Below are 23,960 nucleotides of genomic sequence, written 5' to 3' on the forward strand. Positions count from 1 at the left end.
TTCCGCATTGTGCTTGAAACAGGGCTCCGGCGCCCTGCGTCAAGGACTTCGAGGATGAGCGCATCCGCCGACGCAGGCTTCGTGAAAGCGTCGCGTCGGCGAGAGCGGCGGAAGGCGGGCCGCGAACCCGTGGAACGGAAGGTCCCTGTCCGTCTCCGTCGGCGACGCCTGCGGCACGCTCGACCCGCCAGTCGAGGCGCCGCGCGCCCTATCGGCTGGCCGGAGCGCCATCGACCGGAAGAGCCTGGATTCGCCGCCGGCATGGCATGCGGCGATCGAAGGGGCGATCAGCCTTCCTTCGGCCGGCTCGGCATTTCGATCAGTTGCAGGCGGGGTCTCTGACGCGGCGAGAGTGTGTCGTAGACATCCCGCAGCGACAGGACCGCTCCGATCTCCGGCAGATCGATCGCGTCTTCGAGGTCGTCATATCGTTCGGCCGTCCAGTCGCCGGCTATGTTCCGCCGATAGAGCTTCACCGAGACTGTGTCGGGCTCTGCGAACAGGATGAGCCGGATCGTCGCGTGCCGCTGATATTCGTCCAGCTTGTCGGTCGTGTCGATCTGGCTCGTCCCGGGTGAGGAGACCTCGATCACGAGGGTCGGGCTTGCCGCCACCAGGGCCGACGGATCGGGCGGCCCGCAATCGACGACGACGTCCGGAAAGCGGATGGCGTCCCTGCCCGTCTGCACGGCCGTGTCGCTGGACGTCGTCCGGCAGCCGCCGCGCTTGGCCTGCGGTCCGAGGGCCATGACGATATTGCTCACGACGACATTGTGCCCCTGCTTGGCCCCGGCCATCATCTCGACGACATGGCCGCCGACCAGCTCGAAGCGACCGTCCTGATCGACGATCCATTCCAGAAACGTCTCGGCCGACACTCTCGCCTGTTCAGGAACTTTCATGGGGCACTCCCGTCGCCGAGCCAGACTATCACATGCCGTCGATCTCGCTCCAGGATCGGAGGACCTTGCCTCCGACGCGAATCGTGGCGCCTTTTGGAACCGGGTGGTGACGCAAGGCGGCCGGCCTATCGGCTGGCGGGAGCGCGATTGAAGGAAAGAGGCATGGACGACCTGCCGGTCGCGCGGCGCGCCTTCGTCGCGGCGCATCTTCGCCACGGCCGAGGCGAATTTCGCCCATTGGGACGCCCTGCCCGGCTTCGACTGGCCGGAAACGTTCCGCGCCTATCTCGACGCGGCCTTGGCGGCGCCCGGCCGCTTCGCCTTCAGCCTCGCGACGATGCGCCTTCTCGCCGGCCTCGGCAACGGCCATACGGATTTCTTCGACGCCGAACTCTGGCGGCTGCGCGGGGCGCCCTGCGGGTTCCGGGCGCGGCGCCTCGCCGAAGGCTGGGTCGTCACCGCCTCCGCCCATGCCGCGCTGCCGCCCGGCACCGTGCTGGAAACGCTGGACGGGCGGCCGCTCGACGACGTGCTCGCCGAGGCCGCGCCCTTCATCGCCGCATCCCATGCGCGGACGAAGTCCCGGATGCTCTTCGCCCGGCCCATCCTTCTGCCGGAGCGCTTCCATCTTGCCTTCGCCGGGGGCGGCGAAGCCGTCGTCACGCGCGGCGTCGCGGCGCTGGAGACGGGCCTCGAACCGGCGGGCCGCTGGCTGGAGAGGGATAAGGTCTTTCTCCTGCGCCTGCCCGGCTTCGAGCGGCCGGAGGACGAGGCCGCCGCCTTGCGTCTGGTGCGGGACCTGCCGGCGGACTGCGCGCTCGTTCTCGATCTGCGCGGCAATGGCGGTGGCGACACGCCGCAAGCGCTGGTCAGAGCGCTGATGCCCCGCCCCTATCGCTTCTGGCGGGAGGAGACGCCGATGCATGTGGCGCTGGACCGGGCGCAGGGCGGCCTTGCCGCCCGCCTCGGCTAGCCGGCCGCCTGGCACGAACCGGCGCCGGACGCCTTCGCCGGGCCGCTGGCGATCCTGCAGGACGGCGGCACCTTTTCGGCGGCCGAGGATTTCATCGTGCCGTTCCGGGACAATGGCCGGGCGCGGCTCTTCGGCGAGGCGACGGCCGCCAGCAGCGGCCAGCCCTATCACATGGATCTCGGCGACGGCCTGCGCTTCCGGGTCGGCGCCAAGCGCCAGTTCCGGCCGGACGGCGCGGCCTTCGAAGGCGTCGGCCTCGAACCGGACGAGACCCTTTCGCCGACCGCCGAGGATATTCGCGAGGGCCGCGATCCGGTTCTCCGGCATGCTCTCGCCTGGATCGCGGCCTCCGGGCCGCCATGCTGAAAGGGCCGCCCCGGCGCTGCCGGGACGGCCCCTTTCATCTGCGGACCGAAGGCTCAGAGGTGGAAGTCGCCCGCCACGTAGTTCAGGCCCTTGGCGACGAAGTCCGTGCCGGAAACGCCGACCGTGCCGCCGTCCTGGATGACGTCTTCCAGGATACCGACCAGTTTGTCGGTGGCGATCGACTGGCCGAAGCCGGTCTGGCGCTCGCCGTCGGTCAGGAACTGGCCGTTGTCCCAGAAGAACCATTTCAGCGTGACCGAGGATTCCGCCGCCTGGCCCTTGGCGAAGGTCAGCGTCAGGTCGCCGCCATCGGCCGAGCGCGCGCCGGAGACGAAGCCGCTATCGGCCAGCGAGGCGAGATTGGCCTTGTCGTCCCAGAAGCCCTTGGCCGGGTTGAAGGCGAGAAGCTGGTCGCCCTCGGCGATGCGGAAGCCGTTGATCGTGTCGTGGCCGAAGCCGGCGGCCTTGCCGTCGCGATCGTCGAGGAAGAGGGCGAACTTATCGGCGCCGTTGCCGGTCCAGAACTGGTCGTTGCCGTCCGAGACCGCGCCGGAAATGCCGCCGAGCTGGATCTTGTTGCTGCCGCCATTGGCATAGACCACGTCGTCGCCCGCGCCGGCCACGATCGTGTCGTTGCCGTTGCCGGTGGTGATGCGGTCGTTGCCCGCCCCGCCATTCACCCGGTTGTTGCCGCCATTGACGTCGATCTGGTCGTCGCCGTCGCCGCCGAAGGCGAGATCGTTGCCCTCGCCGGCGGTGATGCGGTCGTTGCCCGCCCCACCGAACAGCGTGTTGTTGCCGCCATTGGCATGCAGCTGGTCGTCGCCATTGCCGCCGTCGAGGAGATCGTCGCCATTGTCGCCGGTCAGCGTGTCGCGGCCCTCGCCGCCGAAGATGCGGTTGTTGCCGCCCTGGCCGTTGAGATTGTCGTCGCCGCCATTGCCGATCAGCGTGTCGCAGCCCTCGCCGCCGGACATGGTGTCGGCGCCGTCGGTGCCGAGCATGAAGTCCTTGCCGCTGCCGCCCCAATAGCCGCCCCACTGGGCGCTGGTCTGCACGCTGTCATAGCCGGCATAGGCGGCGTCGAACGTGCCGGCCACCTTGTTGACGCCGTCCGAGACCGAGAAGTGGAAGCTGTCGGCGAAGCTGATGCCGGCGCCGGAGATCGCGCCGTTCGGCGTCGCCACCGCGCTGCCCGGCAGGACCGCGCCGCCGAAGAGCGTCACGCGGCCGGCATCGATATCGGCCTGGGTGAAGCTGGTGCCGACGCCGGCGATGTCGCCGTTGACGAGGAGCGTGCCGATGGACGCGCCGGTGATCGTATAGGTGAGCGCGGCGCCCTCGGCATCGGTGGCGTGCAGGTCGTCGGCGCCGATCGTCGCATGGGTGTCGCAGGCGCCGAGCACCGGCGACAGGCTGTGGTGCTCGATCACCGGCGCCTGGTTCACCGGTACGGGCGGCTTGCCGATATCGACGAGGCTGCCGGCGACGCCGCGGGTGAAGTCGAGGAGGTTGTCGGTCGGATCGACATCGGTGAGCGCGAAGGCGACGGCCTTGTGGCTCACCAGCGAGTCGTAGAACTGCTTGAGCAGGGCGCTGTCGCTGGAGGCGAACCAGCCGGTCGCCAGCCGGTCGTTGGGAAAGCCGTTCTGCGTCGCCGAGCTCGTCTTGCCGTCATTGGTCGTGATCTGGGTCTGGACGTCGCTGAAGTCGCCGAAGTCGACGCCGTTGAGCGTCAGCCTGTTCTGATGGAAGTCGAAATTGCCGGCGGCGGTGTCGCCGTCGTAGAGGGTGATGCGCACGGCCGCTTCCTTCAGACCGCCGCCCAGCGCCGCGAGGGTCGTGTCGCTGAAGCCGGTCTGGGTGCCGATCGTCGTGTTCGCGACGCTATAGCCGTTGTAGAGGCTCGCCGCCGAAAGCTGGCTGACGATGCGCACGCCGTTGAGGCCCACGAGGTCGAGGACGACGCCGCCGATTTCGGTGACGCCGGTCGGCAGCGCGCCCTGCGAGGTCGGCGAGGTGGTCGTGAAAGTGGTCATGTCGTTTCCCCCAATCGTTCTTTTCTTATGTCTAATATTTTATTCGATAGTGCGGATCCTCGTCCGTTCCATCGAAGACTATCCCCCGGCCTCATCGAAGCGGCCATGGATGAACCTTTGCCGTCGGCTTTACGTTTCGTAAAGTAAATGGGGGATCGAACGGCGTTTAACGTTCGTTCATCATGAATACTAGGCATGATGCACCGACCTGTTCCGCGCCTCGATGGGTGGACACGAAAATCTCTACGGAATGCGGCCCGAACCGGCCCGACTGCCGTGGCCGCCGGCCCGTCGCGAAACGGGCCGGCGGCGCGCCGTCAGAGACCAAGAAAGGCGAGGACCGCCTCGGCGATCTTGGCATGGGCCTTCGCCCGGTCAGCCCCCGCCGGATCGTCGCAGACCGGATCGTCATGCTCGGCAAGGAGAAGATCGTGGGCCTCCGGCTTGCAGAGCCCGAGCATGGTGAAATGGATCGCCGGCTCGACCACGACATAGCGCGCCTGCGGCAGGCGATGGACGAGATCGCTGCCGGCGGCCGAGACGTCGATGCTCTTCCAGCGCTCCGCTCCGCCGAGATTGACGAAAAGGGTCGGCAGCGTCATCGCGGCGAGGCTGGCCGTCGTCAGCGCATGCGTGGCGCCGGGATCGATGGCGACGAGGCTCGTCACGCGCGGGTCGCGCGCATCCGCCGCGAAATCCTCCGGCAGATGCGCGAAATCGACGCCGCCCTTGGCGAAGAACACGCAGTCGCCCTGGTCGGCGTTCCGGGCGCAATAGTCGCGATAGAGCGCGGGGTCGAACCGGGCGCCGGCAAGGTTCAGCGCCGTCACGCCGCCGAGCGAGAAGCCGAGCGCGGTAATGCGGGATGGGTCGATGAAGGGCGAGAAGGCCGGATTGGCAAGGAGCGTGTCGAGGGCCCGCGACAGATCCCGCGCCCTGTCCCCGAATTCGAGCGAGCGGCGCGGCGAGGAATCGCCGGAGGTGCTGCCCGGATGGTTGACGGCGAGGACGATCGCGCCCCGCGCCGCGAGGCGCGACGACAGCCAGCCGAGACCGTCCATGTTGCCGCCGGAGCCGTGCGACAGAAGGACGAGCGGGTGCCGGCCGGGCGCGATCCCGGCGCCGATCATCGCCTCCGTGCCCTGGAAGACCGGATTGTCGCCGACGAGGCCGCGATAGGTGGGCGTGCCGGCCGGATACCAGAGCGAGGCGGCGACGAGGCCGGCGCGATGCGGCGCCGGCACGGTGAAGCGGTCGTAGCCGGCCAGCGGCTCGGCGATGGCGACCCGGGCAAGGACGGCGAGCGCCAGGAGGGAGAGGAGCGACAGGAAGAGCTTCGGCATCGAAAGGGTCCGTGAAACGACCGGCCCGGAAGCGGCCGGCCGGTCCGACCCCATGGGAAGGCGCGGATTTTCGCGTCCTCGAACCGGTTCCAGGTCGAAGCCGAACCCGTTCGAGGGCTATGAGGGGCGACGTTCCAAGGCTTTCCGATGTTCGCCCTGCCGATCTCGCTCGTCGTCTCCCTCGCCCTCGCCTATATGCTGCTGCATCGCATCCTGCGCGGCGGGCGCTGGGCCTGGCCGGTCCTGGCGCTGATCCTCGCCTGCATCCTCCAAGGCTTCGTCGTCGCGCTCGAATTGCGGCTGCCTTTGCTCGCGGCCCTCCGGCCCGTCACGGCGAGTTTCCTGCCGCCGCTCGCCTTTCTCGCCTTCGGCGCGACCAGCCTCCGTCCCTTCCGCTTCGATCGTGATGTCCCGCATCTGGCGGCCCCGCTCGTGACGCTCGCGGTGACGCTCGCCGCCCCGGTCCTTCTCGATCTCGTCGTTCCCGGGTTGTTCCTCGCCTATGGCATCGCGATCCTGCGCAGCCTGCGGAGGAATGGCGACGGCCTGCCCATGGCCCGGCTCGAAGCCGGGGACTGGCCGCGCTGGATCTGGCGGGCGATCGCGGCGGCGCTTCTTCTGTCCGCCGTCAGCGACCTCGCCATCGCGGCCGCCTTCCTCTTCGGCGCGGGCTGGCTGCGGCCCTTCATCGTCAGCGGCACCTCCTCGCTGGCGCTGCTCGCGATCGGCGGTCTCAGCCTGTCGCCCGAACTCGCGCCGCCGGAACCGAACGAGGAGGGCGGGCCACGAGCCGCCGTGGCGGCGGCGGACGCGACGAGGCTCGAGCGCGAGCCGCCCTCGCCGGACGAGATCGCGCTCGTCGCCCGGCTCGACGCGCTCCTCGCCGATCACGCCCTGTTTCTCGATCCCGATCTGACGCTCGCCCGTCTGGCGCGCCGGCTGGGCGTGCCGGCCAAGGCGCTTTCGGCGGCGATCAACCGGGTGACCGGCGACAACGTCTCGCGCCATGTGAATGGCCACCGCATTCGCCGGGCCTGCCATCTCCTCGGCGCCGGGCACGGCGTGACGGCCGCGATGCTGGAAAGCGGCTTCAACACGAAATCGAACTTCAACCGGGAATTCGCGCGCGTCACCGGCGCCTCGCCGAGCGCCTGGCTCGCGCTGCGCCGAACCATGGCGGCGGACGAGGCCGGCCCAGCGACATTCTTGCCGCTGATCCGGCACGAGGCGCCGGCGAAAGAAGAAACATAGAAATCAAAAGGCCGCTTCTGCCTGCGCAGAAGCGGCCCCGTGATTGTCCGAGTTGCCGGGATCAGACGAACCGTCCCCGGATCGACATATCCTTAGGCGTTGGAAGGAGACTGCTCCGTCGAAACACCGGGATACTCAGATCCAACCGGCATCAGGAAATCACTCGACATTGGATCACCTCCTTCCATTACGTTGAACACGAGAAGAGTATGGGGTGATAAAACGGGCAGGACAAGAGGGCTGTCGAAAAAAACGACAGGTTCGCGCCAGCTTCCGTTCCGCCCCGCTCAGGCGGCGGCGCCCTCCTTGCGCTTGTTCTGGCGGTTCGCCACGAGATCCTCGACCACCGCCGGCTCGGCCAGCGTCGAAGTGTCGCCGAGCGCGCCCGGCTCGTCCTCGGCGATCTTGCGCAGGATGCGGCGCATGATCTTGCCGGAGCGCGTCTTCGGCAGGCCGGGGGCGAACTGGATCTTGTCCGGCGCCGCGAAGGGGCCGATCTCGCCGCGCACATGCAGCACCAGCTCGCGCCGCAGCTCCTCCGTGCCCTCCTCGCCCTTCATCAGCGTGACGTAGCAATAGATGCCCTGCCCCTTCACGTCGTGCGGATAGCCGACGACGGCCGCTTCCGAGACCTTCGGATGCGAGACGAGGGCGGATTCGATCTCGGCCGTGCCCATGCGGTGGCCGGAGACGTTCAGGACGTCGTCGACGCGGCCGGTGATCCACCAATAGCCGTCGCCGTCGCGCCGCGCCCCGTCGCCGGTGAAGTACTTGCCCTTGTAGGTCGAGAAATAGGTCTGCTCGAAGCGCTCGTGATCGCCGTAGACCGTGCGCATCTGGCCCGGCCAGGAATCGGCGATGCAGAGATTGCCCTCGGCGGCGCCGTCCAGCGGCTTGCCCTCGCCATCGACCAGTTCCGGCCTGACGCCGAAGAAGGGCCGCGTCGCGGAGCCGGGCTTCAGCGCCGTCGCGCCCGGCAGCGGCGTGATCAGGATGCCGCCGGTCTCCGTCTGCCACCAGGTGTCGACGATCGGGCAGCGCTCCTCGCCGACGACGCGATAGTACCAGAGCCAGGCTTCCGGGTTGATCGGCTCGCCCACCGTGCCGAGCACGCGCAGCGAGCGGCGCGAGGCGCGCGTCACCGGCTCGTCGCCCGCGCCCATCAGCGCGCGGATCGCGGTCGGGGCGGTGTAGAAGATGTTCACCTGATGCTTGTCGACCACCTGCCACAGCCGGCCGGCATCTGGATAGGTCGGTACGCCCTCGAACATCAGCGTCGTCGCGCCGTTGGCGAGCGGGCCATAGACGATATAGCTGTGGCCCGTCACCCAGCCGACATCGGCCGTGCACCAATAGACCTCGCCCGGCCGGTAGTCGAAGACATGGGCATGGGTCATCGCGGCATAGAGGAGATAGCCGCCGGTCGTGTGCAGCACGCCCTTCGGCTTGCCGGTCGAGCCGGAGGTGTAGAGGATGAAGAGTGGGTCCTCGGCGCCCATCGGCTCCGGCGCGCAGGTCGGGGCCACCGCCTCGCGCCGCTCGTGCCACCAGAGATCGCGGCCCGGCTCGACGGCGACGTCTCCGCCGGTGCGGCGCACCATCAGCACCTTGCCGACCTTCTGGCCGCCCTTTTCGGCGATGGCGATCGCCTTGTCGACATTGGCCTTCAGCGGCACCTTGCGTCCGCCGCGCACGCCCTCGTCGGCGGTGATCACGAAGCCGGAGGTGGCATCGACGAGGCGCCCGGCGAGCGAATCCGGCGAGAAGCCGCCGAAGACGACGGAATGGACGGCGCCGATCCGGGCGCAGGCCAGCATCGCATAGGCCGCTTCCGGGATCATCGGCAGATAGATCGTGACGCGGTCGCCCTTCCTCACGCCCTCCGCCTTCAGGACGTTCGCCATGCGGCAGACCTCCTCCAGGACCTCCGCATAGGAGATGCGGCGCGATTCGCCCGGATCGTCGCCCTCGAAGATGATGGCGGTGCGCCCGCCATCCTTAGCGGCATGCCGGTCGAGGCAGTTGGCGGAGGCGTTGAGGACGCCGTCCTCGAACCATTTGATCGAGACGTTGCCGGGCGCGAAGGAAGTGTTCTTCACCTTGGTGAAGGGCGTCACCCAGTCGAGACGGCCGGCATGGCGGCCCCAGAAGCCTTCCGGATCGGTCACGCTCTCCTCGTACCAGGCGCGATAGTCCGCATCGCTCAGCGAGGCGCCCGCCGCCCACGCATCCTTGACCGCGATCGTCTCGGCCATCCTGCCACCTCCCCTGTCGCCGGATTCCCGAGCCGGCTTCGTATCACCTTCTAGAACCGCTCCAGCCGGTGGTCCAGACGGAGCGGCGGGGGATCAGCCCACCTTTTCCTCCACCGGTCCGCCGAGGACGTCGTCGATATAGAGTTCGCGGACCAGGGTCACGATGACGGCCACCATCGGCACCGCGAGGACGAAGCCGAGAAGCCCGAAGAGAATGCCGAAGACGATCTGGACGCTGAGCGTCAGGGCCGGCGGCAGGGCCGAGGTCATGCGCTGGGCGATGGGCTGGGCGACATTGCTCTCGACGCCCTGGATGAGGAGATAGACGCCGAGCGCCCACAGAGCCATCTGCGGCCCCTGCGCGAGACCCGCCAGCACGATGACGACGCCCGCGACGAAGGGCCCGATGGTCGGCACGAAGGCGAGAAGGCCGGCCTGAAGCGCGAGCAGGAAGGCGTTGTTGATGCCGATCAGCGCGAGGCCGATCCAGGACACGGCGAAGATCGTCGCCATCGAGATCGCGTCGCCCGCCACCCACATGATCAGCGAATGGGCGCTCTTGCCGAGCACCTCGGCGACGCGCGCCCGCTTGGTCTTCGGCAGGAGCGAGACGAGGCCGTCGCGATAGAGGCCGGGCTGCCAGGAGATGAAGATCGCGAGGAAAAGGACGACGAAGAGATTGCCGAGGCCGCCCAGCGCGCCGAGCACCGCCCGGCCCGCCGAGGAGAAGACGCCGGAAGGATTGGGCAGGAACTGCTGGAGATCGCCGAGCGTCTTCTCGTCGCCGAGCGGCAGGCCCGATTGCGACAGGGTCCGCAGCACGCCTTCCGCCTGCTGGCGCACCGCCGCGAGAAGATCGTTGAACTGCTGCGCCAGGCTGACGCCGCCCCAGGCGAGCGGGGCGAGAAGCGCCGCGAAGACCAGGAGATAGACGAGAAGCAGCGCGACGCCACGCGGCAGGCCGAGCCGTTGCGGCAGACGCGCGATGCCGCAGAAGATCGCGGCGACGAGGAGGCTGGCGAAGACGATGAGGAAGGCGGGCGCGGCGGCATAGACGACGAGCGCCAGAACCAGCATGGCGAGCACGATGCCGGTGACGAGGACGGTGTCGAGCGCGAGGCGCTTGCGCCGGGCGTCCTCCGTCCGCGCGGGATCGGGCCGGGAAGGGAGCGGGACTTCGAGGGACAAGGACGCGCCTTCCGATGGACGAGGATGGCGGCGGGCGGCGGGCGCGGAGAGGATGCGCGGCGCATCGTGTCCGGCCGGCGCTGGCGCCGTTTCGTCGTTCGATATATGCCGGCGAAAGCATTCGTCTGCGCCCGGACCCCGGGCCTGCCCGGCTTTTTCTCCCTCTCCACCGAGCTTTCTTGCCCATGGAAACCCTGATCGCCCCTCTCGTCGCGGCCGTGCTCGGCCTGATCTCGGCCGGCGGCCTCGCCGGCGTCGCGCTGCTGATGGCGCTGGAATCGGCCTGCATCCCGATCCCGTCCGAGATCATCATGCCCTTCGCCGGCTATCTCGTCTCGACCGGCCGGTTCGAGCTCTGGGGCGTCGCGCTCGCCGGGGCGATCGGCTGCAATATCGGCTCGCATGTCGCCTATATGATCGGCGCCAAGGGCGGCCGGCCGCTGGCCGAGCGCTGGAGCCAGCATTCCGTCTTCGGCAAGCGCGAGCTGCAGCTCGCCGACTGGTTCTTCAACAAATACGGCGCCTGGGCGATGTTCGTCGGCCGGCTGCTGCCGGTGGTCCGCACCTTCATCGCGCTGCCGGCCGGCATCGCGCGGATGAATCTCTGGACCTTCCACCTCTTCACCTTCGTCGGCTCGCTGATCTGGTGCTATGCCCTCGCCTATATCGGCCAGCGCCTGGGCGAGAACTGGCACGACAGCCCGGCGCTGAAGACCGCCTTCCACGTCGCCGACGCGGTCATCGTCCTGGCGCTCGTCGCCGGCGCGATCTGGCTGGTCCTCGACTTCCGCAAGAAGCGCCGCGCCCGCCAGCTCTGAGACTCAGCCGTAGTCGCGGGCTCCGAAGATGGCGGAGCCCACCCGGACGGCGGTCGCCCCGAAGCCGATCGCCGTCTCGTAATCGCCCGACATGCCCATGGAGAGCCGGGACAGGCCGGCCTCCCTCGCCAGCTGCTCCAGCAGCGCGAAATGCGGCCCCGGCGCCTCCTCGGCCGGCGGAATGCACATCAGCCCCTCGATGGCGAGGCCGAATTCCGTTCGGCAGCGCGCCACGAAGGCGACCGCCTCGCCGGGCGCGATCCCGGCCTTCTGCTCCTCCTCCCCCGTATTCACCTGCACGTAGAGACGCGGCGCGCGGCCCTGGCGTGCGATCTCCTTGGCGATCTCGCGGGCGATCTTCTCGCGGTCGACCGTCTCGATCACGTCGAACAGCGCCACCGCCTCGGCCGTCTTGTTGGACTGGAGCGGGCCGATGAGATGCAGTTCGAGTTCGGGAAAGCGCTCGCGCAGCGCCGGCCATTTCGCCTTGGCCTCCTGCACCTTGTTCTCGCCGAAGACGCGCTGGCCGCTCTCCAGCACCGGCAGGATCGCCTCCGCCTCGTAGGTCTTCGACACGGCGACGAGCGTCACGGAGCCGGCCGGCCGGCCATGCTCGGCCTCGGCTTTCGCGATCATGCGGCGGACATAGGCGAGACGGTCGACGGCGCTCATGGGGCGGTCCTTTGATTCCGGTCCGAAACGGCTTATCTTGCGGGAGTGGATGCCGACCTTTTGGCCGACATCCCTTGCGCTAGAAGAAGTGGACCCGGAGCGAGGCCTGCCAGCCGCTCCGGGTCTTCTTGACTTCAAGCGTGATGCTGAGCGGCAAGAACCACATCGTCATCACTCCCTTCGAGGACGAGGCCTTCGCCAAGGCCGGGGTGGCCCATCCTCCCCGGCGGCATCGCTGGCCCGATGCGCTCTGCTTGCGCCCCCGAATCCGATCCGCCGCTCCCTACCCGTTCGTGCCGACCCTTGCCAGCCGACATTGACCTCCAGAGCGGCATGGATTTTGCGACCAGCGGCGAAAGAGGCGGCCTTGTGCCAGGCCTGCTCCTTCAAATCGCATCGGAAATGCCTTATCTTGTGGGAGCGGAGTGGACGGCGGCTCGCGCCGCCGCCCTTTTGCTTAAAGCATGATCGAGACCCGGAACGTGGCCTGCCAGCCGTTCCGGGTCTTCTTCACCTCAAGCGTGACGGTCAGCGGTAGGAACCACATCGCATCACCTCCTCTTCGAGGGCGAGGCCTTCGCCATGGCCGGGGCGGCCCATCCTCCCCGGCGGCATCGCTGGCCCGATGCGCTCTGCTTGCGCCCTCGAATCCGATCTATGGTCCCTACCTGCCGATCCTTGCCCTTGCCTCGCTGGCTGCGACGTGCTGAACGGCAGTCAATCAATATTGACTTACACTTCCACTCCGTCCGAAGCCGAACGCATGTCCGTCGAACGTTACAATCCGCGCGAAAGCGAGCCCCGCTGGCAGAAGGCCTGGGAAGAGGCCCGGCTCTTCGAGACTAAGGGGGACGGCGCGGGCGAGACCTATTACGTCCTGGAAATGTTCCCCTATCCGTCGGGGCGCATCCATATGGGCCATGTGCGCAACTACACGCTCGGCGATGTCGTCGCCCGCTACAAGCGCGCCAAGGGCTTCGACGTCCTGCACCCGATGGGCTGGGACGCCTTCGGCATGCCGGCCGAGAACGCGGCGATGCAGAACAAGGTCCATCCGCGCGAATGGACCTATGCCAATATCGCGGCGATGAAGCGGCAGCTGAAATCCATGGGCCTGTCGCTCGACTGGAGCCGCGAATTCGCGACCTGCGACGTCGAATACTACCACCGCCAGCAGATGCTCTTCCTCGACATGCTGGACAAGGGCCTCGCCTATCGCCGCAGCGCCAAGGTCAACTGGGACCCGGTGGACCAGACCGTGCTGGCCAACGAGCAGGTGATCGACGGGCGCGGCTGGCGCTCGGGCGCGCTGGTCGAGCAGCGCGAGCTGACGCAATGGTTCTTCCGCATCACCGACTATGCCGAGGACCTGCTCGCCGCTCTCGATCGCCTGAACGAGTGGCCGGACAAGGTGCGGCTGATGCAGAAGAACTGGATCGGCCGCTCCGAAGGTCTGGCGCTGCGCTGGGCGCTCGATCCGGCCGGCGCGCCGGAGGGCTTTTCCGAACTGACCGTGTTCACGACGCGGCCGGACACGCTGTTCGGCGCCTCCTTCCTGGCGATCGCCGCCGACCATCCGCTGGCGAAGGCCGTCGCCGCGACCAATCCGGACGTCGCCGCCTTCGCCGAGGAGACGAAGCGCTCCGGCACCTCGGCGGCCGAGATCGAGACGGCGGAGAAGCGCGGCTGCTTCACCGGGCTCCATGCCGTCCATCCCTTCGATCCGACCTGGACGCTGCCGGTCTATGTCGCCAATTTCGTGCTGATGGACTACGGCACCGGCGCGATCTTCGGCTGCCCGGCCCATGACCAGCGCGATCTCGACTTCGCCCGCAAATACGAGCTGCCGGTGACGCCGGTCGTGCTGCCGGAAGGCATGAGCCCGGCCGACCTCGCCATCGACACGGTCGCCTTCGACGGCGACGGCTCGATGATCAATTCGCGCTTCCTCGACGGGCTGACGCCGAAGGCCGCCTTCGAGGAGGTCGCCGCCCGGCTGGAGGCGACGCCTCTCGGCAATGCGCCGCAGGCGGAGCGCAAGGTGAACTTCCGCCTGCGCGACTGGGGCGTCTCGCGCCAGCGCTATTGGGGCTGCCCGATCCCGGTGCTGCATTGCGAGAGCTGCGGCACCGTGCCGGAAGCGCGCGAGAACCTGCCGGTGAAGCTGCCGGACGACATCGAGTTCGACAAGCCGGGCAATCCGCTCGACCGGCATCCGACCTGGCGGCAGGCGACCTGCCCGCATTGCGGCGGTCCGGCGCTGCGCGAGACGGACACGATGGACACCTTCGTCGACTCGTCCTGGTATTTCGCGCGCTTCACCAGCCCGCGCGCCGAAGAGCCGACCGTGCCGGCCGTCGCCGATGCCTGGCTGCCGGTCGACCAGTATATCGGCGGCATCGAGCACGCGATCCTGCATCTTCTCTATTCGCGCTTCTTCATGCGGGCGATGCGCGACACCGGCCATCTCGCCATCGACGAGCCCTTCAAGGGCCTCTTCACGCAAGGCATGGTCGTGCACGAGACCTATCGGCAGAACGGCCAGTGGGTCGAGCCCTCCGAGGTGAAGATCCTCGGCGAGGGCGCCGGGCGCCATGCCGTGCGCCTGTCGGACGAGTCGCCGGTCGAGATCGGCGCGATCGAGAAGATGTCGAAGTCGAAGAAGAACGTGGTCGACCCGGACGACATCATCGCCTCCTACGGCGCCGACACCGCCCGCTGGTTCGTCCTGTCCGACTCGCCGCCGGAGCGCGACGTGATCTGGACGGAGGCCGGCGCCGAGGGCGCGCATCGCTTCGTCCAGCGCGTCTGGCGTCTCGTGGCGGAAGCCGCGCCGAAGCTCGCCGAGGCGGGCGCCGCGGCGCAGAGCGACGACGCGGCGGCCAATGCCCTGCGCCGGCTCGCCCACAAGACGGTCGCCGGCGTCTCCGACGATATCGAGCGCCTCGCCTTCAACAAGGCGGTGGCCCGGCTCTACGAGCTCGTCAACGCGCTCGGCCAGGCCTTCGGCGAGGCCGGCTTCCCGGCCTCCGCGCCGGTGGCGGCCGCGGCGCGCGAGGCGCTGTCGATGCTGGTGCGGCTCGTCGCGCCGATGATGCCGCATCTGGCGGAAGCCTGCTGGGAAGCGCTCGGCGAGGCCGGTCTCGCCGCCGCCGCGCCCTGGCCGGTGGCCGAACCGGCGCTGCTCGTCGACGACGAACTCACCCTGCCGGTGCAGATCAACGGCAAGAAGCGCGGCGACTTGACGGTCCCCGCCAAGGCCGGCAAAGCTGAGATCGAAGCGGCCGTGATGGCGCTGGACTTCGTCAAGACGTCGCTCGAGGGTCAAAGCCCGAAGCGGATCGTGGTGGTGCCGGGAAGGATCGTGAATGTCGTTCTCTGATCGCCGCCGGTTCCGCCGACGCGCCCTGGCGCTCGGCCTTCTCGCCGGTCTCGGCCTCGGTCTCTCCGCCTGCACCGTGCATCCGCTCTATGGCACCGCCTCGATGCCGGCCGGCGCGCCCGGGCTCGCCGAGCTGAAGGGGCGGGTCGACGTCGCCCCGGTCGGCGACCGCACCTCGCAGATCGTGCGCAACGCGCTGCTCTTCGGCTTCAACGGCGGCGAGACGCCGATCGCGCCGCTCTACCGGATCGCCTTCACCGCGCTCGGCCAGGAGAATGTCGTCTCCATCCAGCAGGACTCGGGCATTCCGGCGGCGAGCATCTATAAGCTGACGGTGAACTACACGGTGACGCGCACGACGGACACGAAGGTGATCGCCACCGGTACGCGCTTCGCCGACGCGCCCTTCGACCGCAACCGCCAGCTCTTCGCCGCGACGCGCGCCTATCGCGACGCGCAGGAGCGGGCCGGCAAGGAAGTGGCCGAGCAGATGCGCCTCGTCGTGCTTTCCGCCATCCGCAAGGACCTGCCGACGCTCGCCGCCTCGGTGCCGCAGGGCAAGTCCTGATCCGCCATGGCGCAGCGCAAGGCGGGCGAGGTCGAGGCCTTCCTGTCCCGCCCCGATACGAGCTTTCCGGTCGTTCTCCTCTACGGGCCGGATAGCGGCCTCGTCGCCGAGCGCGCGGCGCGCGTGGCGGCGCTGTCCGGCGCCGATCTCGGCGATCCCTTCTCGGCGGTGACGCTCTCCGCCGACGAGGTGGAGAAGGATGCCGGCCGGCTGTTCGACGAAGCCCGCACCGTCTCGATGTTCGGCGGCCGGCGGCTGGTGCGCATTCGAGGCGCCGGCGGCGGCACCTATCGAGCACTCGCCGGGGCGCTGGCCGAGCTCGGCGCCCAGCCGCCGCCGGAGGTGACGGTGGTGATCGAGGCCGGCGATCTCAAGCCGTCCTCGCCGCTGCGCGCCGCCGTCGAGAAGGCGCGGGCGGCGATGGCCCTGCCCTGCTATCCCGACGAGGGCCGGGCGCTCGACGGCATGATCGATGCCGAGATGCAGGCCGCGTCCCTGAAGATCGGCCGCGAGGCGCGCGAAGCGCTGCGCGAGCGGCTCGGCGCCAACCGCCTCGCCTCGCGCGGCGAGGTGCGCAAGCTCGCGCTCTACTGCCTCGGCCAGACGGAGGTGAGCCTCGCCGATGTCGAGGCGGTGGTCGGCGACGTCTCGTCCGAGACCGTCGACGAGGCGGTGGATGCCGCCGCGAGCGGCGAGGTGAAGCGCCTGCCCGAACTTCTCGAACGTCTCGCCTCGGCCGGCACCGCGCCCTTCGCCCTGCAGCAGGCGGTGCTGCGCCATTTCCAGGCGCTCCAGCTGATGCGCGAGCGCGTCGAGCGCCACAACGATTCCATACCGCGCGTGGTCGAGGCGCGGCGCCCGAACTTCCGGCGCAAGCCCGCCTTCGAGGCGGCGCTCGGCACCTGGACCCTGGAGGCATTGGCGCGTGCGCTGGCCCGGATCGAGGCGGCGATCCTCGCCACCCGCAAGGAAGCGCCCCTCGCCTCCGCCATCGTCGCCGACCTCCTCATCGGCCTCGCCGTCGAAGCCGCCCGCCTGCGCTCGCGCGGCGCGGGACGCGGCTGAGAGGCCGACGCGGCGATCCGCAAGGATGCCACCGCGTCCCTCTCCCGAGCCGGGAGAGGGTGCCGGCAGGCGGGTGAGAGAGACGTAGGGCGTCGGCGCCCGCCCTTCCCTCATCCCCCTGCCGGGACCTTCTCCCGACTCGGGAGAAGGAGGAAGCGTTGCGGCCTCGACTTTGCTTGGCACCGGAACGGCGGCCGATACGAGTCCATCGGGACGGCCCGCGACACCGCTCCCCGTCAGCGGAGGGGCGCCTTTCCTCTCCCCAGCGGGGAGAGGGTGGACGCGAAGCGGCCGGGTGAGGGGCACGCGGCGGTGGAGAATAGCGAACCGCCGCTCGGCTGCGCCGACCCCTCATCGCCTGCCGGCACTTCTCCCCGCTGGGGAGAAGAAGGCGGTGGCACGGCCGCGCCTCTGCTTGGCAGCAGGGAAGCAGTGATGCGAGGGCGCGGACAGCGCCACCGCGTCCCTCTCCCGAGACGGGAGAGGGTGCCGGCAGGCGGGTGAGGGAGACGTACGGCGTTGGCACCCGTCATTCCCTCATCCCGCTGCCGCGACCTTCTCCCGACTCGGGAGAAGGAGGAAGCTTTGCGACCTCCGCCTCATTCGGAGCCGGAGAAGCGGTTGATGCAAGCACCTTAGGAGAAGAAAGGGCGCCCTTCCTCTCCCCTGCGGGGAGAGGGTGGCCCAAAGGGCCGGGTGAGGGGTACGCGGCGGTGGAGACTCTCCAAAACTCGCTCGGCTGCGCCGGCCCCTCATCGCCTGCCGGCACTTCTCCCCGCAGGGGAGAAGAAGGCGGCGGGACGGCCTCGCCTTCACTTGGCAGATGAGGAACGGCGGATGCGAAGGGGCGCAGGCGGCACCACCGCGTCCCTCTCCCGAGACGGGAGAGGGTGCCGGCAGGCGGGTGAGGGAGCCGTGGGGCGCTGACGCTCGCATCCACTACCGGACGCAGACGCCAGCGCCCGCCCTTCCCTCATCCCCCTGCCGGGACCTTCTCCCGACTCGGGAGAAGGAGGGGGCTCGCCGGCCGCGCCCAAAAAAATCTCAGAGCGAGCGGATGCGGGGGCCGTTGAGCTGGGAGGCGGCGGTCTGGAGAAGCCGGCAAAGTTCGTCCAGGCGCTCCAGCGTGCCGTAGCCGATCGACAGGCGGCCGCCCTCGGCCGGCAGGTCGATCGAGACCGGCATGCCGAGCCGGGCCGTCAGGATCGTTTCCAGAGCCACCGTGTCGGGATCGCGCGGGGCGAGCGCGGCCGGGGTGGCCGGTGCCGGGGCGGGCGGCAGGGGAGCCGGCGCGGGCGGGGCGGTGCGTTCCGGCGCTCGGGCGCTTTCCCGCGTCTGCGGCGCCTTGCGCTCGCGCGGCTCCTCGATGCCCTGCTCGCGCCGCGCCAGTTCCTCCGCCTCGCGCACCGTGAGGCCACGCTCGGCGACGCGGCGTGCGAAGCCTTCCGGGTCCTCCATCGTGACGGCGGTGCGGGCATGGCCGGCCGACAGCGCGCCGTCCGTCACCATGCGGCGCACGGTTTCGGGAAGCTTCAGGAGGCGCAGCATATTGGCGACATGGCTGCGGCTCTTGCCGAGCGCATCGGCGAGATCGGCCTGGGTATAGCCGTGATCGTCGATCAGCATCCGATAGGCTTCCGCCTCCTCGATGGCGTTGAGGTCGGAGCGCTGGACGTTCTCGATGATGGCGATTTCCAGCGACTCGCGGTCGCTGAGGCTGCGCAGGACGATCGGCACGTCCTTCAGCGCGGCGGCCTTCGCCGCGCGCCAGCGCCGCTCGCCGGCGACGATCTCGAACCGGCCTTCCGCGCCCGGCATCGGCCGCACCAGGATCGGCTGGACGATGCCATGCGCCCGGATCGATGCGGTCAGTTCCTCGAGATCGCCCGTGTCGAAGTTGCGGCGGGGATTGCGCGGATTGGGGCCGAGCGCGTCGATCGCCACATGGCGCTCCGCCTGCGGTGCCGAGGCCGGCGCCGGCGCGGCCGAGGCGGCCGGGCCGAGCGGCGAAAGTCCGGGGCGGAGCGGCGAAGGCCGGTCGCCGCCGATCAGCGAGGCGAGGCCGCGGCCGAGCCGCTGGCGCGATCTGTCTTCGGTCATCGGTTCTGCTTCTCGTGGGCGGGGGCGAAGGCGACGGCGGGTCTCATGCGACCTCCAGCCGGCGTTCGCGCTGGATGACCTCCGAGGCGAGGCGGATATAGGCTTGGCTGCCGGAACATTTCATGTCGTAGAGGATCGCCGGCTTGCCGAAGGACGGGGCTTCCGACACCCGCACATTGCGCGGGATCACCGTGTCGTAGACCTGATCGCCCATCACCTGCCGCACGTCGTTGACGACCTGGGCGGCGAGATTGTTGCGGCCGTCGAACATGGTGAGGACGATGCCGTGCAGGTCGAGCGTCGGGTTCAGCGTGTCGCGCACCTGCTCCACCGTCTGCAGGAGCTGGCTGAGGCCCTCCAGCGCGAAGAACTCGCATTGCAGCGGCACCAGGATCGAGTCCGCCGCCGCCATGGCGTTGATGGTCAGGAGATTGAGCGAGGGCGGGCAGTCGACCAGCACGAAGTCGAACTGCGCCCCGTCCTCGGTGTGGAAATGCAGCGCGTCGCGCAGCCGATAGGCGCGGCCGGTCGCCCCGGCGATCTCCATTTCGAGGCCGAGGAGATCCAGCGTCGAGGGGATGATCGAGAGATTGGGCACGGCGGTCGGCATCGCCGCTTCGGCGATGGAGGCGCTTTCGCGCAGGACATCGTAGGACGAGGTCTCGCGTTCCTGCTTGTCGATGCCGAGGCCGGTCGAGGCATTGCCCTGCGGGTCGAGATCGATGAGCAGCACGCGGCGTCCGACGGCCGAAAGCGCGGTGGCGAGATTGATCGCCGTGGTCGTCTTGCCGACCCCGCCCTTCTGGTTCGCGATGGTGATCACCCGCATTCTCGGCTTCGGCGCCAACACGCCCATCATTCACGTCCTCTCGGCCTTCCGCCGGCGCCCTTCTCGAAGGGCCGGCGGCAACGCCTTTCCGTATCCCCGCTTCAGGCGTCCTTGCCCCGGGGGGCGATGTCGCGAAGTTCGAGGATCGCCGCCCCGTCCTCGACGCGCGAGGCATGGGCCGTCACTGTGAACCGCCAACGCGCCGAGGCGTCAACGATTTCTTCACCATGCTGGCGGCCCTTGGCGAAAAAGCAGGGGACCTGTGGCGAAATCCGCCCGGCGACGAAGCCGCAGAGTAAATCGAGCGAGGCGAGCGCCCGGGCGCTGACCGCTTCCGCCCCGGCGAGAACCGGACCGGCCTCCTCGATCCGCCGGGCCTCGACAGCGGCGGGCAGGCGAAGCTCGCGGATCACGGTTCTGAGGAAGGCCGCCTTCTTGGCATTGCTTTCGACGAGGGTGACCTCGGCCCCCTCCCGGCCGACGAGGAGGATCGCCGTGACGAGGGCCGGAAAGCCGCCGCCGGAGCCGAGATCGACCCAGCGCCGCACCTCCGCCGCCAGCGGCTGGAATTGCAGCGAATCCGCCACATGGCGCGACCAGACGCTGGCGAGCGTCGCATCGGCGACAAGATTGGTCTTCGCCTGCCATTGCCGCAGCAACCCGACATAGGCGTCGAGCCGCGCCGCCGTTTCACGTGAAACATCGAAGGCGCGCAGAACCGCGTCGCGACCCTCCGCCGGCTCAGGCCGCATCGCGCGCCTCGCGTGGCCCGGCGCGGCGCAGCGCCAAGAGGACGAGCGCGAGCGCCGCCGGCGTCATGCCGTCGATCCGCTCGGCCTCGCCGAGGCTGCGCGGCCGGTGCTGCGCCAGCTTCTGCTTCAGTTCGTTCGACAGGCCGGCCAGCGCCGAGAAATCGAGATCCTCCGGGATCGCCACGCCCTCGTCGCGCTTCAGCCGCGCCTGATCGAGCCGCTGCCGATCGAGATAGACGTCATAGGCGGCCTCGATCTCCACCCGCTCGCGCGTCTTCGGCGCGATGGCGGCAAGCTCCGGCCAGATGGCGGCAAGGCGCGGCAGGTCGATCTCCGGCTGCGACAGCAGCGTCCAGGCCGAGCGCGGCCGGCCGTCCTGATTGAGCTGGAGACCGTAGGCGAGCGCCTTCGACGGCGTGACGCTAAGGGCTTCGAGCTGGCGGCGCGCGGCGTCCAGCGCCGCCTCGCTGGCCGCGAAGGCGGCCCGGCGCCCGGCCTCGACGAGGCCGAGTTCGATGCCGAGCGGCGTCAGGCGCCGATCGGCATTGTCGGCGCGCAGGCTAAGGCGGAACTCGGCGCGGCTCGTGAACATGCGATAGGGCTCGGACACGCCCCGGCGCGTCAGATCGTCCAGCATGACGCCGAGATAGGCGTCGCCGCGCGAGATCGTCACCGGGTCGAGCCCGCCGGCCCGCCGCGCCGCGTTGAGCCCGGCCCAGAGCCCCTGCGCCGCGGCCTCCTCGTAGCCCGTCGTGCCGTTGATCTGGCCGGCGAGGAAGAGGCCCGGCTGGCGCCGCGTTTCCAGCGTCGCGTGAAGCTCACGCGGATCGACATGATCATATTCGATCGCATAGCCGGGCCTGAGCACCGCCACCCGTTCGAGGCCGGGGATCGAGCGCAGGAACTCGGTCTGCACATCGGCCGGCAGCGAGGTCGACAAGCCGTTGGGGTAGACCGTGTCGTCGTCCAGCCCTTCCGGCTCCAGGAAAATCTGGTGGCCGTCGCGATCGCCGAACTTGACGATCTTGTCCTCGATCGAGGGACAGTAGCGCGGCCCGACGCCTTCGATCGCGCCGGAATAGAGCGCCGAACGGCCGAGATTGTCGCGGATCAGGCGGTGCGTGTCCGGCGTCGTGCGGGTGATGCCGCAATCGATCTGCGGCAGGGTGATCCGCTCGGTGAGGAAGGAGAAGGGCACCGGGTCCTCGTCCGGCCGCTGGCGGTCGAGCGAGGCCCAATCGATCGTGCGGCCGTCGAGCCGGGCGGGCGTGCCGGTCTTCAGGCGGCCGAGGGCAAGGCCGAGGCGGCGGAAGGTGCCGGACAGGCCGAGCGAGGGGTCCTCGCCCATGCGCCCCGCTGGAATGCGCTCCGTGCCGATATGGATGAGGCCGGACAGAAAGGTGCCGGTGGTGACAACCACCGCGCGCGCGGCGAGACGCCGCCCGTCGCCGAGCGCGACGCCGCAAAGCGCGCCATCGGCGTCGAACAGGAGATCGAAGGCGTCGCCTTCCACCACGGTGAGGCCCGCCACCGCGCGGATCGCGTCCTGCATGGCGGCGCGATAGAGCTTGCGGTCGGCCTGGCTGCGCGGGCCCCGCACCGCCGGTCCCTTGCGCCGGTTGAGCAGGCGGAACTGGATGCCGCTCGCATCGGCTACACGGCCCATGAGCCCGCCCAGCGCGTCGATCTCGCGCACGAGATGGCCCTTGCCGATCCCGCCGATGGCGGGATTGCAGCTCATTTCGCCGATCGTCGCGAAGCGATGGGTGAGAAGCGCCGTCGCGGCGCCGGCCCGTGCCGCGGCGCCCGCCGCCTCACAGCCGGCATGGCCGCCGCCGATGACGACGACGTCGAAAGTTGCGTCGAAGGAGTCCATGGCTGCGATAAGCCGCGAACCGGCGTCACTGTCAATTGAAACGGGCGCGATAGGAGCGCAGGAGAGGATCAGACCTTCGTGGTCGCTGCGGACGGAGACTGGACGCATGAACGCCCTCGACGTCGAACCTTGGACGGTGGAGCGGTTCTTCGCCTGGCAGGAAGACCAGGAAGAACGCTTCGAACTGGTGGACGGCGTCCCGCTGATGCTGGCCGGCGCCTCCCAGCGCCACGACATGATCGCCGTGAACGTCATCGCGCGATTGAGCCAGGGCCTGCACGGCAAGACCGGCCGCACCTTCACCGGCCATCATGCCGTCCGGACAGGCCCGGGCCGGATCCGGCGTCCGACGGTCGGCGTCGATTGCGGCAGGCCCGATCCGAACGACTATCTGGCCAGCGCGCCGGCCGTGATCTTCGAGGTCCTGTCGCGCTCGACCCGCTCCGACGACCAGCTGCGCAAGCTGGAGGAATATCAGGCCATCCCCTCGCTTCGGCATCTCGTCTTCGTCGATACGCTCGATGCCGTCGCGACCCATTGGCACCGGCCGGCGGAGGGCGAATGGAAACGCGTCGCCATCCAGGGCCCGCTCGGCGCGATCGAGCTCGACGCGATCGCGGTGACGCTCCTCATGGAGGATGTCTACGAGGGCGTCACCTTCGATTGAGGCTCAGGCGGCGGCGATGAGGTGGCCGACCTCGGCCAGAACCTCGTTGCGCCGCTCCACCGGATAATGGGCCTCCGCGAGATAGGCGGCGACGATCAGCGGCTCGCCATTCGGCGGGGCGAAGAGCCCGGCATCGTTGGCGATGCCCGCCGTGTCGCTGGTGCCGGTCTTGCTGCCGCTCGTCCAACGATGCGGCAACCCGGCGCGCAGGCGCGTCGCGCTCGTCCGGCTCGCCATAAGCCAGGCGGTGAGCTGCTGCTTCGACCCTTCCGACAAACTATCGCCGAACAGGAGCTGGCGCAGACCCTCGACCATGGCCTTTGGCGTCGTCGTGTCGCGCGGATCGCCGGGCTTGCCCTCGTTCAGCTGCGGCTCGCGCCGGTCGAGCCGCGTCGCGCCGTCGCCGAGCGAGCGGGCGAAATCGGTGATCGCCGCCGGACCGCCGAGGCGGTCGATCAGAAGATTGCCGGCGGTGTTGTCGCTGAGCATGATCGCGGCCTCGGCGATCTCGGCATAGGCGAGGCCCGGCGCGCCGACATGCTTCTCGGTGACGGGCGAATATTCGACCAGCTGGTCCTTGCCATAGACGGCGCGCTCGTCGAGGCGCCAGCGGCCGGCATCCACCCCGCGCAGGAACGCGGCGGCGGCGAGCGTCTTGAAGGTCGAACACATCGGAAAGCGCTCGTCCAGCCGCCAGCCGACGGCTTCGCCGCCGCCCGAGCCCAGGACCGCGACGCCGAGACGCCCGCCAGCGGTCTTTTCCAACGCCTCCAGGCTCTTGGCGAGGTCGTCGCGCCGCATCGGGGCGGCCGCGGCCGGAAGAACGACCAGCGAGAACGTGCCGGCGAGCACGGCGCGACGGCTGAGAGATGAACGCATGACGAAACCCTGACGACTCGGGAGGGCTTTCCATG

Annotated in this window: 18 protein-coding genes and 1 pseudogene; 8 read left to right on the forward strand and 11 right to left on the reverse strand. The window is 69.3% G+C overall.

Features of this window, described 5'->3' with window-relative positions; translation table 11 throughout:
• Positions 1–287: 287 nt before the first annotated feature.
• Positions 288–902, reverse strand: a complete 615-nt coding sequence (locus IEY14_RS13615) for a Uma2 family endonuclease (protein ID WP_188909364.1) — start codon at positions 900–902, stop codon at positions 288–290.
• Between the two features lie 298 nt (positions 903–1,200).
• On the opposite strand from IEY14_RS13615, the gene IEY14_RS13620 reads away from it, so the two are divergent.
• Both IEY14_RS13620 and IEY14_RS13625 read left to right on the forward strand, forming a co-directional pair.
• A complete protein-coding gene (locus tag IEY14_RS13620; RefSeq protein ID WP_188909366.1) occupies positions 1,201–1,875 on the forward strand; it encodes a S41 family peptidase in 675 nt (224 codons plus the stop codon).
• Between the two features lie 42 nt (positions 1,876–1,917).
• Positions 1,918–2,241: pseudogene (locus IEY14_RS13625) on the forward strand (S41 family peptidase); the annotation flags it as partial.
• 53 nt (positions 2,242–2,294) lie between these two features.
• On the opposite strand, the gene IEY14_RS26155 reads toward IEY14_RS13625, so the two are convergent.
• Together IEY14_RS26155 and IEY14_RS13635 are read right to left on the reverse strand one after the other, a co-directional pair.
• Positions 2,295–4,280, reverse strand: a complete 1,986-nt coding sequence (locus IEY14_RS26155; RefSeq protein WP_188909368.1) for a calcium-binding protein — start codon at positions 4,278–4,280, stop codon at positions 2,295–2,297.
• A 317-nt stretch (positions 4,281–4,597) separates the two neighbouring features.
• A complete protein-coding gene (locus IEY14_RS13635; RefSeq protein ID WP_188909370.1) occupies positions 4,598–5,623 on the reverse strand; it encodes an alpha/beta hydrolase family protein in 1,026 nt (341 codons plus the stop codon).
• Between the two features lie 147 nt (positions 5,624–5,770).
• Between IEY14_RS13635 and IEY14_RS13640 the strand changes: the two genes are divergently transcribed.
• Positions 5,771–6,874 (forward strand): helix-turn-helix domain-containing protein, encoded by a 1,104-nt coding sequence (locus tag IEY14_RS13640; RefSeq protein WP_188909372.1) that lies wholly within the window; start codon positions 5,771–5,773, stop codon positions 6,872–6,874.
• 287 nt (positions 6,875–7,161) lie between these two features.
• Here IEY14_RS13640 and acs read toward each other — a convergent pair whose 3' ends face one another.
• Positions 7,162–9,129, reverse strand: a complete 1,968-nt coding sequence (acs, locus tag IEY14_RS13645; RefSeq protein ID WP_188909374.1) for an acetate--CoA ligase — start codon at positions 9,127–9,129, stop codon at positions 7,162–7,164.
• Between the two features lie 93 nt (positions 9,130–9,222).
• Positions 9,223–10,317 (reverse strand): AI-2E family transporter, encoded by a 1,095-nt coding sequence (locus IEY14_RS13650; RefSeq protein WP_188909375.1) that lies wholly within the window; start codon positions 10,315–10,317, stop codon positions 9,223–9,225.
• 185 nt (positions 10,318–10,502) lie between these two features.
• Here IEY14_RS13650 and IEY14_RS13655 point away from each other — a divergent pair, with 185 nt between their 5' ends.
• Positions 10,503–11,135 carry a DedA family protein gene (locus IEY14_RS13655; protein ID WP_188909377.1) on the forward strand — a complete coding sequence of 211 codons (633 nt, stop codon included), beginning with the start codon at positions 10,503–10,505 and terminating at the stop codon, positions 11,133–11,135.
• A 3-nt stretch (positions 11,136–11,138) separates the two neighbouring features.
• Here IEY14_RS13655 and IEY14_RS13660 read toward each other — a convergent pair whose 3' ends face one another.
• Positions 11,139–11,807, reverse strand: coding sequence for a YggS family pyridoxal phosphate-dependent enzyme (locus tag IEY14_RS13660; protein ID WP_188909379.1), 669 nt, complete (start codon positions 11,805–11,807; stop codon positions 11,139–11,141).
• Positions 11,808–12,570: 763 nt separating this feature from the next.
• On the opposite strand from IEY14_RS13660, the gene leuS reads away from it, so the two are divergent.
• The 3 genes from leuS to holA are packed head-to-tail and all read left to right on the forward strand — an operon-like array spanning position 12,571 to position 16,822.
• Positions 12,571–15,189, forward strand: a complete 2,619-nt coding sequence (gene leuS, locus IEY14_RS13665) for a leucine--tRNA ligase (protein WP_188909381.1) — start codon at positions 12,571–12,573, stop codon at positions 15,187–15,189.
• A complete protein-coding gene (locus IEY14_RS13670) occupies positions 15,176–15,757 on the forward strand; it encodes an LPS assembly lipoprotein LptE (RefSeq protein WP_188909383.1) in 582 nt (193 codons plus the stop codon). Before leuS ends, IEY14_RS13670 begins: the two co-directional genes overlap by 14 nt.
• A gap of 6 nt (positions 15,758–15,763) precedes the next feature.
• The gene (gene holA / locus IEY14_RS13675) at positions 15,764–16,822 is read left to right on the forward strand and encodes a DNA polymerase III subunit delta (RefSeq protein WP_188909385.1); all 1,059 of its coding nucleotides are present in this window, start codon (positions 15,764–15,766) and stop codon (positions 16,820–16,822) included.
• A 1,044-nt stretch (positions 16,823–17,866) separates the two neighbouring features.
• Here the strand turns inward: holA and IEY14_RS13680 are convergent.
• From IEY14_RS13680 to mnmG, 4 genes are all read right to left on the reverse strand, one after another.
• A complete protein-coding gene (locus tag IEY14_RS13680) occupies positions 17,867–18,922 on the reverse strand; it encodes a ParB/RepB/Spo0J family partition protein (protein WP_188909387.1) in 1,056 nt (351 codons plus the stop codon).
• A 43-nt stretch (positions 18,923–18,965) separates the two neighbouring features.
• On the reverse strand, positions 18,966–19,751 hold the full coding sequence (locus IEY14_RS13685) for a ParA family protein (RefSeq protein WP_188910094.1): 786 nt from the start codon (positions 19,749–19,751) through the stop codon (positions 18,966–18,968).
• 101 nt (positions 19,752–19,852) lie between these two features.
• On the reverse strand, positions 19,853–20,503 hold the full coding sequence (locus tag IEY14_RS13690) for a 16S rRNA (guanine(527)-N(7))-methyltransferase RsmG (RefSeq protein ID WP_188909389.1): 651 nt from the start codon (positions 20,501–20,503) through the stop codon (positions 19,853–19,855).
• On the reverse strand, positions 20,493–22,379 hold the full coding sequence (mnmG, locus tag IEY14_RS13695) for a tRNA uridine-5-carboxymethylaminomethyl(34) synthesis enzyme MnmG (RefSeq protein WP_188909391.1): 1,887 nt from the start codon (positions 22,377–22,379) through the stop codon (positions 20,493–20,495). Before mnmG ends, IEY14_RS13690 begins: the two co-directional genes overlap by 11 nt.
• Positions 22,380–22,485: 106 nt before the next feature.
• On the opposite strand from mnmG, the gene IEY14_RS13700 reads away from it, so the two are divergent.
• Positions 22,486–23,046: a Uma2 family endonuclease gene (locus tag IEY14_RS13700; RefSeq protein ID WP_188909393.1), complete on the forward strand. Its 561-nt coding sequence runs from the start codon at positions 22,486–22,488 to the stop codon at positions 23,044–23,046.
• A gap of 3 nt (positions 23,047–23,049) precedes the next feature.
• On the opposite strand, the gene bla is transcribed toward IEY14_RS13700, so the two are convergent.
• A complete protein-coding gene (gene bla / locus IEY14_RS13705) occupies positions 23,050–23,925 on the reverse strand; it encodes a class A beta-lactamase (RefSeq protein ID WP_188909395.1) in 876 nt (291 codons plus the stop codon).
• Positions 23,926–23,960 lie beyond the last annotated feature (35 nt).

Origin of the sequence: Aureimonas endophytica (genome assembly GCF_014642635.1) — a bacterium.
Taxonomy (GTDB): Bacteria; Pseudomonadota; Alphaproteobacteria; order Rhizobiales; family Rhizobiaceae; genus Plantimonas; species Plantimonas endophytica.